This is a genomic window from Ekhidna sp. (assembly GCF_040223195.1).
Lineage (GTDB): Bacteria > Bacteroidota > Bacteroidia > Cytophagales > Cyclobacteriaceae > Ekhidna.
Genome location: NZ_JAVKDX010000014.1, coordinates 99199 through 115929 on the forward strand (window position 1 = coordinate 99199; position 16731 = coordinate 115929).

Below are 16731 nucleotides of genomic sequence, written 5' to 3' on the forward strand. Positions count from 1 at the left end.
AACCGTGTACTTACTACTATTACTTTCAACTTTACTATCTCTTCACCTCCCCAGGAAACACCACCAAGCTTTCATTGCCATCTTTTCCTACTGCTGAGACACCAAAGAAGTAGTTGTCGATCACGATTCCTTTCAGAGTGAATTCGGTTTTGTCTTTGTCCACATCAAAATAGCTGTCCCAGGTTGGTGAGGTTGTGTCTCTGAAATAAACACGGTATCCCGCAAGGTTATCATCTTCCATTGCTTCCCAATATAAAGTTGTCGAGGGCTCAACAGCACCGCTAATGGCTACATTCTTGGGAGCAGGTGGAGCTGAAGCAAGTGCAGCAAGCGTGATGGCATTTACTGCCGTCAGTTTCTTCGCATACTCAAAATTCACTCCTTCGATCACATCTCCATATTCGATTCCATCTTCCACCCGGATATCCTGGTGCTGACGGTTATAATTTTCATGAGCCTCCATGATTCGTACCCCGGCAAAGCCTGCATCACAAAACGGACGGTGGTGCCCTCCCCTTCCAAATCGGTCCAGTCGATAAATCATCATCGGATTCATCTCAGGCATAAAGGTTTTAGTCATTGTGTAAACATACCTCGCAAGCTGTCTGGAAATCCCGTCGACCTCACCTCCATAATACCTTCTCATTTGCTGCTGAAAATCCGTGTCTGTCGGATTGGTAGGCTCTGAGAAAATCCTGAATGTCCGGTTGTCAATCACACCATCTACCCCCTCAATATTCCCGATCATGTCATTGTTAAGGACACCAACAATCTCCCATCCTTCTTCCACTGCTTTGGCAGCCAGGTGCTTTCCTCCGTATAGTCCCTGCTCCTCTCCAGACAATCCAACCAATAGAATGCTACTTTCAAAATCATATTTAGCCAACACCCTTGCAGCTTCAATCACCCCAGCCATTCCTGATGCATTATCGTTGGCACCCGGTGAATCATCAGTAAAGTTCAATGGATCAGAGATACGGCTATCGATATCGCCGGCCATGATTACGTACCTGTTTGGATACTTTGTACCTCGCTTGATAGCCAGCACATTTACCACCTCTGTGTCCTGAGTGATCCGGGTTTTGGCATTTCCCTTCTCCAAGGTTCGCTGCATGGATACCTCATAGCAGCCTCCACAGGATTCAGAGATTTTTTCAAATTCAGATTTGATCCATCGTCTGGCAGCACCTATCCCTCTGGTGCCAGACTCGGTTTCGGACATGGTATGTCTGGTACCAAAGGAAACCAGCTTTCTAATGTCTGTTTCTATTCGTTCCGCACTCACCTCATCTATTATTTCATAAGGCGTTTGTGCTAGACTTTGGAAACTAAAAAACAGTATCCATACTAAAATAGAGAATCTCATAGCTTGAATTTTTACTCACAAGTTAACAATATCAACACACTCTTGTTCGATCAGTTTTTTCGATTGATTAGATTTGCCCCTCTTGAAAATATAACCTCCATGTCTAACCCACCTAACCTCGAAAATCTCCAGAAAATTTGCTCACAAGTGCGGCGTGATATTGTGCGAATGGTACACGCTGTGAACTCTGGTCACCCCGGAGGATCCTTGGGCTGTACGGAGTATTTTGTGACGCTTTACAATCACATCATGAAGTATGATTCCTCCTTCAATATGGAGGGAAAAGGCGAGGATGTTTTCTTCCTTTCCAATGGACATATTTCTCCGGTTTTCTACAGCACACTCGCCAGGGCAGGCTTTTTTGAGATTTCTGAGCTTGCAACTTTCAGAAAAATCGGATCGCGCCTGCAAGGGCATCCGGCCACCGAAGAAGGGCTCCCCGGTGTACGAATTGCATCCGGATCATTAGGTCAAGGGCTTTCCGTTGCTGCGGGTGTGGCATTAGCGAAGAAACTGGATGGGGATGACCGGAATGTATTTGTGCTGATGGGCGATGGAGAACAGCAGGAGGGCCAAGTCTGGGAGGCAGCCATGTTTGCCGCTCACAATAAAATTGACAATCTCATTGCCACGATCGATTACAATGGTCAGCAAATTGATGGTCCTTTAGAAGAAGTGAATTCTCTGGGAGACCTGAAAGGAAAATATGAATCTTTCGGATGGATGGTATTGGAGTGCGATGGAAATAACCTTGGAGAGTTGATCCAAACACTCGAAGACGCACGATCAAAAACAGGAAATGGAAAACCTGTAATGATCCTGATGAAAACCGAAATGGGCAAGGGCGTGGACTTCATGGAAGGCACCCACAAGTGGCACGGGGTGGCTCCAAATGATGAGCAGCTTGCAGATGCCCTTGGCCAATTGGAAGAAACTTTAGGAGACTATTAGCCGCAGCGCGGCTGGCGAATTAAGAAATATAGAAGCCCCTGAAATTCATACATTACTAAAATTAACTATTTGATCCACTCACTTCTGAAGTAATGAAAACAAAACTTACCTATACCGACAAGAAAGATACCCGATCAGGATTTGGTGATGGCTTGCTAGAAGCAGCTAAAAAGAACCCCGATATTGTTGGCCTTTGTGCTGACCTTACCGGGTCCCTAAAAATGAACGCTTTTCAGGATGCATTCCCAGAACGGTTCTTTCAGGTGGGTATTGCAGAAGCAAACATGATGGGAATTGCTGCCGGTCTGGCCACCGCAGGTAAGATTCCTTTCACCGGAACCTTCGCCAACTTCTCAACCAGCCGTGTATATGACCAGTTAAGACAATCAATCGCTTACTCCGAAAAAAACGTGAAAGTCTGCGCTTCCCATGCCGGGCTCACGCTGGGCGAAGATGGGGCAACCCACCAGGTGCTGGAAGATATTGGGATGACCAAAATGCTCCCAAATTTCACCGTAATTAATCCATGTGATTATCATCAAACTAAAGCTGCCACACTTGCGATCGCTGACCATCATGGTCCGGTATATCTGAGATTTGGACGTCCGGGATGGCCAATGTTTATGCAAGATCAGCCCTTCGAGATTGGCAAGGCGATCACCTTAGTAGAAGGAACTGACGTTTCCATTTTTGCGACGGGTCACCTAGTTTGGAAGGCGATTGAGGCAGAGGCGATTCTTGCTGAGCAAGGCATCTCCGCTGAGGTCATCAATATTCATACAATCAAGCCACTGGATGAGGCCGCAATCCTGAAATCCATTGCCAAGACAGGTTGTGCTGTTTCAGCCGAGGAACATCAGATAGCCGGAGGACTGGGTGAGAGCATTGCCCAGACAATCGTGAGAAACCACCTGGTGCCGCAGGAGTTTGTGGCTGTAAATGACCAATTCGGAGAAAGCGGCATGCCGACAGAGCTACTCGACAAATATGGCTTGGGCACCAATGACATTGTAGAGAAAGTTAAAAAGGCGATAGCCAGAAAAGGCTAAGAACCCTCTCCCGTTGCAGGGCTCTTCACAAAGCTGAAAAGCCCTCCTAATCTGGGTACCAGCCCCGCAATTGCCAGCAATACACTAATCAGCGCATTGAAGTCCTGAAAGAAGTCTGGATTTCCCAAAACAGGAATGCCAAAATACCCACCACGGCAAGTACCAGCACGGAGCTGATGGTGCTCCACGCTCCTTTATCACGCACTTCTTTCTCCATCTTCAGGGCCTCCTCTTTTTTGATGATCGAAAGGACAAAATTGGTGAAGCTCTCATTCATGATCCTGAGCTCATTGTCATAAATAAGAAGTCCTTTTTCCAGCAAACTGCGAATGCCATTTTTGTTGTTAATATTTACAAATCGATCCTTTGCCAGATCATAAATGATGTACTTTTCTTCTTTGGAAAGTGTATTCCACAATCCCAGATAATAGCTCTCTGCCAAAAGCTGAATTCGCAAAATGATGTCCTCCTTATCAATTTTAGACTCATCACCACCAGCATTCTTTTTCAATTTTACGAAGTAATCCTTAACGCCTGGAAGAAGATTGGGGAGAAAGCTGCCTTTGTTAAGTTCAAGCCTGAACAGTTGCTTGAGTATCTCGCTCTGAATCCAAGACGATTTGAGAAAGCCATTGATTTTTGTGTTTTCCTTGATGGGATTGTGCACCACAATGAAGCCTCCAAGGACATGTCTCCAGGTTTCAAGTGAATGTTCGTATTCTTCCATCATTTGCTCTTCAGACTCAGCCAGTCTAAGCTTGTTCTCATAAAAATCCGTAATGAAGCTAGGATGGACATTGGAGGAGATGATCAACTGGATGGAGTGGTCACAAGTAAGCTTTTCGAGGAGCTTCAACCGCAATGTATTAGCCTTGTGCGAGCTGATGCCATATTCAAAATTTTCCAACACTACCCCATCATAACCATCCAGCTTCACCTTCATTATTTCCTCCCACTTTTCTTCGGTGTTCATCCACATCATGTCCACTTGTAGCAGGTTCCCTTCGATCGACTTTATCAGGTTGCTTTTGTTTGATTTGGGCAATCCCAGCAAGAAAATCTGCCGCTGCTTATGATGGGTAATGCTATCATCACCAATGGAAATCCGCTTGAAGTTTTCTACGGTCAGAGGAAGGGTATTCTTAAAATTGTTGTACTCCCTACCATAAATTTTGTTGGTGCAATAATCAATGAGCGCATAGATGCAGATAAGGATCAGGATAATTGATAGCCTGAAAATCCACTTATAGTGAGAGGTGAACTCTTCATCCATAGTCCGAATCTGACCAAAGAGCAACAGATCAAGATCAGTCGTGATGAATAGGTTTCGGTTTGCCTTTCTGGAGGTTGGGGATTCTGTCTCCTTGTAGGTTAGTTGCACACTCGATTTATCATTTACTGCAGGGAAGCACCATTTTCTATTTCGTTCGTCCGAAACATCAAAGGCGAGACCTTTGCTCTCCACGATCAAGTCGCTGTAGTGGGGTCGGATTTTCGTGAGCAGGTAATCAGCCTCGGTATTGCTATCTGCACATATAGGAAACTGGCTTTTTTCCTCTGTAGACAATCTGGTATTTAACAGATAGATGCCGCCATTCAGTTTCTGATCAAAAAAATGTGTTTTCAGTGTGTCAATATTCTTCAGTGCTTTTGTCCGCTGATCAAGGGCTCTGACCTTTTTTTCATATTGCTCCGCTACTTTCATCTGGTTGTGCTTTTGCCAAATGATCTCCTCCTCATTGTGAGAAACCATGAAGATGAAAAAGATCGGCAGCACACTACTGATCACCAGCCAGCTAAAAAGGAAAGTATTGTATGAGTTTTTTCTAAAAACCTGCTGTATCTCAAATCTCTGAGGCAACTTTCGTTGCGCCCATTTCACCCATCGATCAAAGTTTCTGCTGAAAATCACCAGGGCTGTAAGCATCAGCTGATACACGATCCACCAGGTAGGCCCACCGGATAAAGGCGCATATGCAATATCCGCCACTACGATGAAGGAGATGAAAGCAATGTTGAAATTCCTGCGCTCGCTTGGTCTCTCAGTATATCGCATGGTCTGCTTGGGGGCCAGCCAGGTAAAGCTGATCAAAAACAGGTAGGCATTGGTAATGATGAAGGTAAACAGGATGTCCTGTTCAGTGATCCGGTCATTGGCTATCATCAAAAGCATTGCCCCTCCAATCAATCCGAAAAGTATGGTCAGGAATTGATATTGAAGATGCTTGGTCTCATCCGGCTTGATCCAGTGAAAAAGGAATGTGCTGATCCGGAGCTTGGATCTTCTGCGCTGAATGACCCACAGGAGCAGCATCATCATACAAACCACAGCAAAGGTTACAAACAGCAGAATGACGGAAAGGCTGACCACTCCCTGAATCTTGGCATTCCGATACTCATTGTTATAAAACGTGACCAGATAGAGCGGAAGTGAGTTTATGGGCTCTATGAAAGCCCGGTGGTTCACATTTCGATACTTGATATCCGCATCCATCGTCGTGCGGGAATACATAGCCGATCGGATACTTGCCGAATGCCCCGTTTCCTCCAGAAAGTTTTCCTGCAATATCCTATCACGATCGCTATGAAACTGCACCTGCCCCCGGCTATCAATAATAGCAAAACCATACCCCTCCTGCATGATGGGGTCCATGACTGAGTGCAGCTGGCTCGTCATGACCGCCACCGGGTATTTATTTTCAAATTTGGATGAATCGGCCAATCTGGAAGGAATAGAGATTGCAGCCTCATTCGTAAAGTCGTTCCATGAAACGATCGATTGCAGGTAAAAATCAAGATCCACCGAGTCTGTGGTGAATCGCCACATCCGGTCATTGACGATGCGCTGAAAATAATCCCGCCTGGATACCTCAATTTGGGAAGTCTCCAGGTTCAGCAAGGTATGCTGCATATTGGCACGAGCCACACCACCTTCATCAATCCAGAAAATATGATTGAATTCTGTATATGGTTCAAACTTGAGTTCATCCAGATTGTCAGGATGATTTTTTAACTGTCGGTCAAATTCATTGAGCTTAGTGATAATTGTGCCAATCTCATTCTCAAAATTGGTTTCAATCTGGCTGGAAATATCTTTTAGATTATCGTCTATTTCCTTATTGCCCTTAATCACAAACTCGTAAATACTGAAGATGATAAGCAGCACAATTGGCACCCCAAGCACCATAGATCCGCCAGTCATGACCACATTGCTGATATGCAGGCGTTCGATGGAGCTCATGTACACCAGCTTGAGCACCGGCATGGCAATCAGGAGCAGCAGGATAAAAAGAATGGCGATCACGACCAGAAAGACCTCTACCTTCTGGGACTCCTTTTTAAACACTGAATTCCTGACAAATCCACCCAGGTAGTAGGTATTTTCTTCAATTTCCAGGCGGTGAAAAAGTAGCTTATATCCGTTATTAAAAAGGTTTACATCAACAGGCTTGACCATTTTAGGCCCCATACCCAGGTAGGTAGAGTCGCCCTCTGAGAGATTGACTACATTATGCTGCAATCGTGAACCAATAGACTCCAGGTCGATCGGGTTATCAAATGTCTGATAGACCATCGAATATCCTTCCCGCTCACCGGATTCATCGTATTCTGTCACTTCCTTTAGCAGAATGTATTCGTCAAAAAGGCCATTGGAAAGTAGTGCTGAAACAAAGGATTCGGCACCCTCGCTGAAGCTCACATAAGAGGTGTCAGGCGATTCAATATTCCAGATAAACCCGGCTCCATCCATGTAGTAGCCGGTGCGTTCATAACCCACATTTTCCTTAAAGAAGTAGTCAAGCCTCACGTTCTCAGGAGTAGCATCCTCCAGGATTTCCTTTATTCGCACCTTTACCTTTGCATCCAGTCCGGCAGTGACCTGATTGATGCTCTTTTGATACCGGTCTATTTTTTCATACTTCTCATTGATGCCTTCATAGTTGATCTTATCCGTGGCGTATTCACGCTCTATTTCCGCATAAAGCTCATCGATTTTGCCATTGAGCTCCTGGATTTTTCTTTGATCTCCGCCTCCGGCAGAAATGATCTCGGTCAATTCATTTTTTACGGAATTAAAAACGAAGGTGAGGTAGCTCTTATATCCGTCATGCTTATTTTCAATATTGGTGGCTTTGCGATCCAGCACCCGGTACGCCCGATCTATAAATCTTGACTCGTTGATTTTGACATAAACCAGGAAATAATAAGCAAAGGTGGCAAGTATCAGGAATAAGGTAGTGAAAAGTACAGCATTTCTCCTACCCAATTTTGGGACTGAAAGTGTCATGGTTGGTTAGTGTGATTAGTGAGTATCTAGCGAAAGGTATTCAATATCAAACATAACTAAAAGGTTAACTGGCAGATTCTTCAAATAATGAAATGTGGAGACGGAATAATTAAATAGCGATCGTTTTGCATCTTTGCAGCATGCCATCTCAAAGACAGCTCTTTCTCAACCATCTGGCTCAAACTTCGGATGCTCCGCTAATGTTGGAAATGACCTCTGCAGAGGGGGTTTACATGACGGATGTGGATGGGAAGAAATACTTGGATCTAATATCAGGGATTGGGGTATCTAATGTAGGCCATCGGCATCCTAAAGTGGTGGAGGCAATCAAAAACCAGGTAGATAAGCACCTCCATGTGATGGTATATGGAGAATTCGTGCAGAGTCCGCAAGTGCAGCTGGCCGAGGCACTGTCCAAAACACTGCCTGAGAAGCTTAATTCGGTCTACCTGGTCAACTCAGGAAGTGAAGCCATTGAGGGGGCAATGAAACTCGCCAAAAGGTATACCGGCAGATCAGGGCTGGTAGCATGCAAAAATGCGTATCATGGTTCTTCCCACGGGGCACTTTCCCTCACCGGAAGCGAGTCCTTCAAAAGAAATTACCGTCCGCTCCTTCCGGGCATTTCCCACATCGAATTTGGAAACAAAGCTGAACTCACAAACATAACCGAGGAAACAGCCGCCTTTGTGGTGGAAACCGTACAGGGGGAAGCTGGAGTAAGACAGGCGGACAAAAGCTACTGGACAGAGGTGAGAAAACGCTGTGACGAAACCGGCACGTTGCTTATTCTGGACGAGATTCAATGTGGGTTTGGAAGAACGGGGAAATTCTGGGCATTTGAGCATTATGGCATTCAACCGGACGTACTTGTGAGTGCCAAAGGAATGGGCGGTGGCATGCCGATCGGGTGTTTCATCTCGGATAGAGAGATTATGCACGTTTTTACAGAAAACCCCGTGCTTGGGCATATTTCTACCTTTGGGGGGCATCCTGTCTCTGCAGCAGCTTCATTAGCCACCTTGCAAGTGATCCACGAAGAAGACTTATTGCGTGGAGTTTCTCAAAAAGAGCAACTTTTCCATCAGCTCTTAAAGCATCCCAAAATCAGGGAAATTCGAAGCAAAGGATTGATGATGGCAATAGAGTTTGAGTCTTTTGACGTTCTGAAGCCAATCATTGATAAAGCCATTGAGCTTGGCGCGGTTACAGACTGGTTTCTGTTTGATGATCGATCCATGCGTATCGCACCACCTCTGATTATAACTGAAGAGGAAATAAAAAAAGCCTGCAACATCATATTGCAGGCCATAGATCAGGTTTAGTTTTTTGCCTAAATCAACTCTGCCAATGTAAGAGAAACTACCTTCTCTGCCCCATTTTGATTGATCACCATTTCTACAGTTGAACCTTTATTTTCCAATAGCTCTCGCAACTGCGGCAGGGTATAATCCTTCACTTCTTTTCCGTTTATTTTCACAATCTCAGCATCCGTTTCGATCCCTGCTTTCATAGCCGGGCCTTCTTCATACACTCTATGCACCAATACTTTGCTCATATCTTTGCTCAGCTGAAGGTAAATCCCGCTGGCATTTACGGTAAAATCATCACCAAAATTCTGATTCTTCACAAAGTAGATCTTCTCCCTGGAATAGTCGAAAGTGATATTAAATCGTTTCAGCACTTTATTGCCAAGTATACCGGCCACTTTTTTGTTGTTCTGAATACCATGATTCGCAGTACTGATCCCTACCGGCATATTCCCAAAATCAAAGGTTCCGAAACCAAAATTCTGCACACGACCTTCATAGTGTAGCGTCTCCTGATCACTCAAACCAGCCACCGGGTAGGAAAAGTGCTCTCCGGTTCGGTCGATGATCTTATTCTTCGCTGCAAATTTGGTATTGAAGTCTAGTGTGGTGCCAGCTCCTGTGTTTAAGAAAAAGTCCCCTTTCAGCACTGCTCCATCGTTCAGTGTCACCTCTCCCGCTATGTGCGGAATGTAGTTGTCCAGCCGAAACTCAAAGCTCTCTCCCACTCCATCATAATTAAAGCTTGCCTGATCATACAGCTCAAACATGCCATTGTCATAATCGAGCCTCACTACATAATGGTGCAGTAGGTCATACCCGATGATGCCGTCAATATTTTTACCAATACTCATTTCCAGATGGCGAAGGCTTGTTGCATACAGCTGGATATCCTTTTCGAGCTCTATTCCATTCAGTTCGATGGTGTTGTGGTCAATCAATGCTCCCTTCACCGCACCCTGTGCACTTGTCTTTGAAGCCGAATGATCGAGGTTCAACCCAAGCTCATTTGCCACGTCCAGGTCAATCACCGGAAGCCCATCCCCCGTATCGAAGATGAAATCAAGGGGTTCAGAACCATCCACACTCAAGTGAACAAAAATATGATCCCCAAACAGCTGCATTTTCGTAGATGTGATCGGATCTTGAGAAAAACTCAGCAAGCTGACAAAGAACAGTGAAGCGAAAAGAATTTTTTTCATTGTGATTGGAGTCTAATTAATTTCAGGTCAATTTAGAGATTTCTGAAGAATCAGTGAATATAAACTTAAGACAAACAGGATATGCTAATGATTGAAAAAGTAAGTGCGGCGGTAAAGTTTTTAAAGGAAAAAGGGGTTGAAAAGCCGGAGGTGGGAATTATCCTGGGCACAGGATTGGGAGCACTTGCTGATGAAATCGAAGTAGAAAAGGAATTTGTCTATGCGAATATTCCTCACTTTCCCATTGCCACGGTGGAGTTTCACAGGGGCAAGCTGATCTACGGAAAGCTGGAGGGAAAAACCGTGGTGGCAATGCAGGGGCGATTTCACTATTATGAAGGCCACAGCATGGGACAGGTGGTTTTTCCAGTAAGAGTGATGCAAAGCCTGGGAATCAAAAAACTCCTGATTTCAAACGCTGGCGGATGCATGAACCTCAACTGGAAAAAAGGGGAACTGATGCTGATCGAAGATCACATCAACTTACAGCCAGACAATCCGCTAAGAGGGCATGAAGCGACGGCTTTTGGTCAGATATTCACAGACATGAGCCAGCCCTACGATACTGAAATGAACGAGAAGCTGCTTGCCATCGCCAGCGAAAAAGGTATTGCGCTCAACAAGGGGGTATATGTTTCGGTGGTAGGGCCGAGCCTGGAAACCAAAGCTGAGTATCGCTTTCTAAAAATGATTGGGGGCGATGTGGTGGGCATGAGCACCGTGCCTGAAGTAATTGCGGCCAACCAGATGGGATTACCAGTTTCTGCAATTTCTGTCCTTACAGATGAATGTGATCCTGACAACCTTCAACCAATCGACATTGAAGACATCATAGCAACTGCAAAAGCTGCCGAAAAAGACCTGGTTGCGCTGCTCAAAGAGCTGATGAAAAGGATGTAAAGTCTGGGATGATTTTGAGTTGGATTAAGTGCTCTTCCATTATCACTTGATAAAATTTAGCCAATAACGCTACCCACTTCTGGGTATTTTCAAAAAGTTTCACGCTGATTGATAGTCAGATATCGCCAAAAGTGATTAACCTCGGCATGTAATTGGTTAAAAATATAGGATCACCTAATCGGTTGATACCTACTAATCTATCTTAAGGATAGTTGGTTGGCCCGGCGATGCATCATCTGCGTAAACCGGGCCTTTTTTTGTCCCGGGTTCCAAAAAAAAGCTGCCCTCCCGAGCAGCTTTCTTAAAGTTCAATATTCCTTTCAATTATTTGAATGCCGGGATTCCAGTAATCTCCGCACCCAATATAAGCAGATGTATATCGTGAGTTCCTTCATAAGTCACTACTGACTCTAGGTTCATCATGTGCCGCATCATTGGATATTCACCTGTGATTCCCATTCCACCATGGATCTGACGAGCTTCCCGAGCGATATTCAACGCCACTTCCACGCTGTTTCTTTTGGCCATGGAGATTTGCGATGTTGTGGCTTTTCCTTCATCCATCATTTTCCCCAGCTTCCAGTTTACCAGCTGTGCTTTGGTGATTTCAGTAAGCATCTCTGCCAGCTTTTTCTGTACCAATTGGAATGATCCGATTGGTTTGCCAAACTGCTCCCTTTCCAAAGAGTACCTTCTTGCAGAGTCATAGCAATCCATCGCAGCACCTATTGCACCCCATGCGATTCCGTATCTTGCTTTATCCAAACAGCCCATTGGAGCACCCAGTCCATTTTTTCCGGGAAGCAGATTTTCTTTTGGCACTTTCACATCACTAAATACCAACTCACCCGTACATGATGCTCTTAACGACCACTTGCCGTGTGTTTCCGGTGTTGTAAAACCTTCCATGCCACGCTCCACGATCAGGCCGTGAATTCTTCCTTCCTCATTCTTTGCCCACACTACGGCTATATCGGCCTTTGGCGAATTGGAAATCCACATCTTAGCGCCGTTCAACAGATAGTGATCACCCATGTCCTTGAAGTTTGTTTCCATCCCACTCGGGTTTGAGCCGTGATTAGGCTCTGTCAAGCCAAAACAGCCCAACATCTCACCGGAAGCAAGTTTTGGTAAGTATTTCTTTCTCTGCTCCTCTGAGCCATAGGCATAGATTGGATACATCACCAGCGAACCCTGCACAGATGCGGTGGATCGCATTCCCGAGTCACCTCTTTCTATTTCCTGCATGATGAGACCATAGGAAATGTAGTCCATTCCTCCGCCACCATATTCTGCAGGAATGGTTGGGCCAAAAGCGCCAACATCACCAAATTTCTTCACGATTTCTACCGGAAAGTGGTTTTTTTCTGCCCATCCTTCTATGAATGGAGTGATCTCTTTCTTCACAAAATCCCTTACGGAAGAGCGGATCAATTTATGCTCATCAGTCAGTAGATCATCGATTGCGTAAAAATCCGGTGATTCAAATTCATCTACAAAATTTCTCTTTTCAGCACTCATCAGAGGGTGGGTTTTTATATCTGTTGTTAAAATTTTGGCGCAAATTTACAACCATAAAACTCAACTGGATATACGATGGGAGAAAAGAAGATTGACGAAAAAATTCTGAAGCAGCTTACCAAACTTGAAGAGAAGTATGAGTCCATGGGGCAGGACTTATCCAGCTATTTGGATGGCCTTCTTTACTCCGATTATCTGACCTATTGGGACTATATTCATCTGGATACGCTCCTCAGCCTCCAGTCCCCCCGCACAGCGATTCCCGATGAAAAAATCTTCATTCTCTATCATCAGGTGACGGAGTTGTATTTTCGAATGATCCTCAATGAAATGGAACAGGCAGTATTCACAGATCCAATTGGTGAGGAGACGTTCCTGAAAAGACTGAAAAGGGTAAACCGCTACCTGGATCACCTGATCGATTCTTTCGATGTGATGACTGATGGTATGGATCAGGAGCAATTTCTGGCCTTCCGCATGGCACTTTTGCCGGCCAGCGGCTTTCAGTCTGCCCAGTACCGAAAAATCGAAATCCTGGCCACTGACTTCCAAAACCTCACAAATATTGAGAAAAGAGGTGAACTAAAAGGCGAGAAGGACATCTCCAAATTATACGAATCACTCTACTGGAAAGCTGGAGCAACAGAGCTTGCCACGGGTAAGAAAACGCTCACTTTGAGGCAGTTTGAAGCCAAGTATAGCAAAGAGTTTATCGGACTGGGAGAGGATGTAAAGACTTGTAATCTTTTAAGAAAATTTGAAGAGAATTACATCGGAAATGAGGTAATAAAATCAGAAATGAAAAAGCTGGATCAAAAAGCCAATGTAGACTGGCCTCTCCAACACCTCAAGTCGGCGACCCGATACCTTCAAAGAGACCCTGAGGTCATCAAAGCATCTGGCGGTACTAACTGGCAGAAATACCTTCCTCCAAGAAGACAAAGAATCATCTTCTTCCCCAACCTTTGGACTACAGAAGAAACCAAAGAGTGGGGACAAAAATTCAAAAGAGCACTGGCGAGCCCCCATGCGTAAAATTGGTGGCTATATCGCCATCATCCTGTGTGTGGCATACTTTGCTGATGCCCAGGTCAAGCAGGGTAAGAACTTCTTTGATTCAGACAGCTCGCAAATACGTGAGGTATATCACTACTCTGAAAAAGATTCCACATTGCAAGGAGCTTACGAGTCTTTCTATCTGAATGGATCACTCAAAATTTATGGCTGGTATGAAGGAAATGAACCGGATAGCGTCTGGACCTATTTCTATGAAAACGGCCGAAAAAAAGCGACAGGAAGATTTAAAAATGGAGTGCCCAATGGACCATGGAAATACTATTATGAAAATGGAAATATCAAATCCGAAGGGCGACTGGAAGGGAACTCCAAAGAAGGCCCATGGAAATTTTACTATGAAAATGATGGTGAGAAAAGTCATGGAAACTATGAAAACGACCAAAAAACTGGCATCTGGAATTATTTCTACGAGGATGGCGCTTTGAAAGGCCAGGCAATTATTGAGAGTGGATCAGGACGGTACACAGAGTTCTATCCATCAGGAAACCGAAGAATGGAAGGCCGGAATGTGGATGATAAAAGCGAAGGAGAATGGACTTATTATTATGAAAACGGAGAGATTGAAGCAATCGGTGAATTTTCTAATGGGCTGAAGACTGGAGTATGGAAATACTACCATAAAAACGGTGAGCAAGCGGCCACCGGCACCTACAAAAATGGGATGAGAGAGGGTGAGTGGCAATACTTTCATGAAAATGGAAAATTGAGCCAATCCGGCACACTGGTCAATGATAACAAAGACGGATACTGGAAGCTTTTCTACCCTACCGGCGAATTGCTGGGAGAAGCCCGATTTGATGTCGGTGACGGAGAATTCAATGAATATTATCCCAGTGGAAACCAGAAAGCCAAGGGAACGATCATTGATGGACAAAAAACAGGGAAATGGTACTATTACAGCGACCAGGGCCAACTGGAAGGAGAGGCTGACCTGAAGGACGGTGAGGGAGAATACATTGGCTACTACCCTGATGGAAGCGTGAAAATGAAGGGACAAATCAAAGATGACAAGCGCACCGGGGAATGGATACTTTATAATCCTGATGGAAGCACGGCCGGCACCTACCACCCTATTTATGAGGATGAAAAACCAATCTTCAAGTCAAGGGTAACGAGCGATTTGGAAGAAAAAGAATCACTGGATAAACCCAACTACCACCCGGAAAAAAGAGGTCTCCGTTACTTTCTGCCGCGGGTAAATGAATATAAGGGCATCATCATTGGCACCAATCCGATATGGCTGACTGACAATCAGCTACCTGTGGCAATTGAATACTACATTCAGGAGCGATTGGGGTACGAAGTGCAATTTGATATGATCCGGGATCCATTCTTTACACCAGACAGCCAGATTGGAGATTATGAGATTTACAGAAGAGGAGCTAAAATTCATTTTCGGCAAAAATTCTATCACGCCGATTCCAAGCTTGGCATGTTTTACTTCGGTCATGAGGTCAATTTCAAATACCAAAACAATCAGGTCAATCATACGGATACCCTCATTATTCAACAGCCAAAGAGGTTTGGAAACCTGGTAGAAACATCCTACGGTTATGGCCTTTTTGTCGGCAACAGATGGATGAAAGATGTGGGCAGCTCTGGGCTTACAGTTGACGCATTTTTAGGCGTGGGTATCTCCGCCCGGTCTTTTGAAAAAAAGTATGAACCAATTCAGGTTTTAGACAATTACTTTGATAGTGAGATCAAATCGTCCGTTTACTTCCCCATTATCATTGGGCTAAATATCGGATTTGCGGTCACAAAAAGTAAAAGCAAAACACAATGAGCAAAAAAACCGCCATCCTCGGGGCTTCCACCAACCCAACCAGATATGCCTACCTGGCTGCTGAGCGACTAACTTCACATGATCACGAAATTGTCCCGATTGCGATCAAGTCAGGAACGGTTTTTGGCAAAGAAATTTTGGATTTGAAAACCAAGCCGGAGGTGGGAGATATCGATACTGTGACGATGTATATAGGGCCACAGAATCAGGCGGAATGGGAAGACTATATCCTTTCGCTACATCCCAAAAGGATCATTTTTAACCCTGGAACTGAGAACCCTCCATTTGCCCAAAAAGCTGCAGATAAAGGCATAGAAGTGGAAAATGCCTGCACGCTGGTGCTACTTGGAAATGGCCTTTACTAATGAATAGGAATATCCCGCTCCTCTCTGTGCCTGTTTAGGTGAAGATCCATGTGATGGTACAGGCTCAACCGAAAAATGTGTCGTTTCTCATAGTCAAAAGGGGAACCCCTGTGGCGGAATGTGAACATATATCCGCCCTGGATTTGAAACTGCTCACTCAAATTGTACCCCAGCCCAACAAACGACCGGTTATCCTCCAGGTGATTATAAACGATCGATTTACCCGCTTGAATGAATATCTCATTGTACAGTGAAACGAAGAGTGTATGATTTTCAAATGCAGGCTTATTTAAGGGGACATAGACCGTAAGCTTATATCTAAACCTGTGGGTTAGTTCATAAGGTGAGTCCTTTACATAATCCCTGCGCCAGCGTTGCTCAGTCCTTAGCTGGTGATATACTTTAATGTGCTCAAAAGGTGTAGCCAGCACCGCCTGCTGCCAAAGCCGATATTGTGGCACAACATTGTCCACATTTGGATCATTCTGGTCTGGAGCCCAATAAAAAGGCAGCACCACCCCCGCCGTAAAATCAAGGTATCGCTGAATGGTATAGGTAGCTCCAAATCGAAGGTAGACTTGAGCCATATCTTCAAATCCATCTCGCCTCCGGATATGGTATTCGCCATAGTAGGCCCATTTATCATTAAAGTGATATTTGGTATAGAGGCCCAGCCAAACACCTGTAGACGAAGAAATTTGCTTTTCCTCAGGCTGGGTTGGGGTCTGTGAGATTGACGAATGAAGGGATAGTAAAAAGCCTATTGCGAACAATAGGCGTAATGGTTGATTCATATCCAAAGCCAGTTATGAATCTAAAATTGAACTATTTAAAGTTATTAATTCAATACTTCAATTAAAAAATAAAATTTCACTGTCAAAAAGCCTGCTGATTTCAACTACGGAAGAAATGTGAT

The 16731-nt window shown here is 44.6% G+C and carries 12 protein-coding genes; 7 read left to right on the plus strand and 5 right to left on the minus strand.

Features of this window, described 5'->3' with window-relative positions:
- Window positions 1-34 precede the first annotated feature (34 nt).
- Window positions 35-1366: a M28 family peptidase gene (locus tag RLN88_RS07055; protein WP_350220685.1), complete on the minus strand. Its 1332-nt coding sequence runs from the start codon at window positions 1364-1366 to the stop codon at window positions 35-37.
- A gap of 99 nt (window positions 1367-1465) precedes the next feature.
- Between RLN88_RS07055 and RLN88_RS07060 the strand changes: the two genes are divergently transcribed.
- Together RLN88_RS07060 and RLN88_RS07065 are read left to right on the plus strand one after the other, a co-directional pair.
- Window positions 1466-2317 (plus strand): transketolase, encoded by an 852-nt coding sequence (locus tag RLN88_RS07060; protein WP_350220686.1) that lies wholly within the window; start codon window positions 1466-1468, stop codon window positions 2315-2317.
- Between the two features lie 92 nt (window positions 2318-2409).
- On the plus strand, window positions 2410-3366 hold the full coding sequence (locus tag RLN88_RS07065; protein WP_350220687.1) for a transketolase family protein: 957 nt from the start codon (window positions 2410-2412) through the stop codon (window positions 3364-3366).
- 88 nt (window positions 3367-3454) lie between these two features.
- Here the strand turns inward: RLN88_RS07065 and RLN88_RS07070 are convergent, their stop codons facing one another.
- Entirely contained in the window at window positions 3455-7654 is a 4200-nt protein-coding gene (locus RLN88_RS07070) for a hypothetical protein (protein ID WP_350220688.1), read from the minus strand.
- Between the two features lie 140 nt (window positions 7655-7794).
- Between RLN88_RS07070 and RLN88_RS07075 the strand changes: the two genes are divergently transcribed.
- Window positions 7795-8979: an aspartate aminotransferase family protein gene (locus RLN88_RS07075; protein WP_350220689.1), complete on the plus strand. Its 1185-nt coding sequence runs from the start codon at window positions 7795-7797 to the stop codon at window positions 8977-8979.
- Window positions 8980-8987: 8 nt separating this feature from the next.
- On the opposite strand, the gene RLN88_RS07080 is transcribed toward RLN88_RS07075, so the two are convergent.
- A complete protein-coding gene (locus RLN88_RS07080; protein WP_350220690.1) occupies window positions 8988-10166 on the minus strand; it encodes an aspartyl protease family protein in 1179 nt (392 codons plus the stop codon).
- 87 nt (window positions 10167-10253) lie between these two features.
- On the opposite strand from RLN88_RS07080, the gene RLN88_RS07085 reads away from it, so the two are divergent.
- Entirely contained in the window at window positions 10254-11066 is an 813-nt protein-coding gene (locus RLN88_RS07085; protein WP_350220691.1) for a purine-nucleoside phosphorylase, read from the plus strand.
- 324 nt (window positions 11067-11390) lie between these two features.
- Here the strand turns inward: RLN88_RS07085 and RLN88_RS07090 are convergent, their stop codons facing one another.
- A complete protein-coding gene (locus RLN88_RS07090; protein WP_350220692.1) occupies window positions 11391-12587 on the minus strand; it encodes an acyl-CoA dehydrogenase family protein in 1197 nt (398 codons plus the stop codon).
- Between the two features lie 75 nt (window positions 12588-12662).
- Between RLN88_RS07090 and RLN88_RS07095 the strand changes: the two genes are divergently transcribed.
- Genes RLN88_RS07095 through RLN88_RS07105 form a run of 3 tightly spaced genes read left to right on the plus strand, consistent with a single transcriptional unit; the run spans window position 12663 to window position 15815 of the window.
- Entirely contained in the window at window positions 12663-13622 is a 960-nt protein-coding gene (locus RLN88_RS07095) for a tryptophan 2,3-dioxygenase family protein (protein WP_350220693.1), read from the plus strand.
- The gene (locus RLN88_RS07100) at window positions 13615-15450 is read left to right on the plus strand and encodes a toxin-antitoxin system YwqK family antitoxin (RefSeq protein WP_350220694.1); all 1836 of its coding nucleotides are present in this window, start codon (window positions 13615-13617) and stop codon (window positions 15448-15450) included. The genes RLN88_RS07095 and RLN88_RS07100 overlap by 8 nt, the downstream gene beginning before the upstream one ends.
- Window positions 15447-15815 carry a CoA-binding protein gene (locus RLN88_RS07105; RefSeq protein ID WP_350220695.1) on the plus strand — a complete coding sequence of 123 codons (369 nt, stop codon included), beginning with the start codon at window positions 15447-15449 and terminating at the stop codon, window positions 15813-15815. Before RLN88_RS07100 ends, RLN88_RS07105 begins: the two co-directional genes overlap by 4 nt.
- On the opposite strand, the gene RLN88_RS07110 is transcribed toward RLN88_RS07105, so the two are convergent.
- A complete protein-coding gene (locus RLN88_RS07110) occupies window positions 15812-16609 on the minus strand; it encodes a DUF2490 domain-containing protein (RefSeq protein WP_350220696.1) in 798 nt (265 codons plus the stop codon). The genes RLN88_RS07105 and RLN88_RS07110 overlap by 4 nt on opposite strands.
- Window positions 16610-16731: the final 122 nt, after the last annotated feature.

Bases quoted from the DNA above. Each gene is read 5' to 3' on its own strand.
- RLN88_RS07100 (WP_350220694.1), top strand. From the start codon at position 13,615: ATGCGTAAAATTGGTGGCTATATCGCCATCATCCTGTGTGTGGCATAC.
- RLN88_RS07105 (WP_350220695.1), top strand. From the start codon at position 15,447: ATGAGCAAAAAAACCGCCATCCTCGGGGCTTCCACCAACCCAACCAGA.
- RLN88_RS07085 (WP_350220691.1), top strand. From the start codon at position 10,254: ATGATTGAAAAAGTAAGTGCGGCGGTAAAGTTTTTAAAGGAAAAAGGG.
- RLN88_RS07080 (WP_350220690.1), bottom strand. From the start codon at position 10,166: ATGAAAAAAATTCTTTTCGCTTCACTGTTCTTTGTCAGCTTGCTGAGT.
- RLN88_RS07065 (WP_350220687.1), top strand. From the start codon at position 2,410: ATGAAAACAAAACTTACCTATACCGACAAGAAAGATACCCGATCAGGA.
- RLN88_RS07070 (WP_350220688.1), bottom strand. From the start codon at position 7,654: ATGACACTTTCAGTCCCAAAATTGGGTAGGAGAAATGCTGTACTTTTC.
- RLN88_RS07060 (WP_350220686.1), top strand. From the start codon at position 1,466: ATGTCTAACCCACCTAACCTCGAAAATCTCCAGAAAATTTGCTCACAA.
- RLN88_RS07090 (WP_350220692.1), bottom strand. From the start codon at position 12,587: ATGAGTGCTGAAAAGAGAAATTTTGTAGATGAATTTGAATCACCGGAT.
- RLN88_RS07075 (WP_350220689.1), top strand. From the start codon at position 7,795: ATGCCATCTCAAAGACAGCTCTTTCTCAACCATCTGGCTCAAACTTCG.
- RLN88_RS07055 (WP_350220685.1), bottom strand. From the start codon at position 1,366: ATGAGATTCTCTATTTTAGTATGGATACTGTTTTTTAGTTTCCAAAGT.
- RLN88_RS07095 (WP_350220693.1), top strand. From the start codon at position 12,663: ATGGGAGAAAAGAAGATTGACGAAAAAATTCTGAAGCAGCTTACCAAA.
- RLN88_RS07110 (WP_350220696.1), bottom strand. From the start codon at position 16,609: ATGAATCAACCATTACGCCTATTGTTCGCAATAGGCTTTTTACTATCC.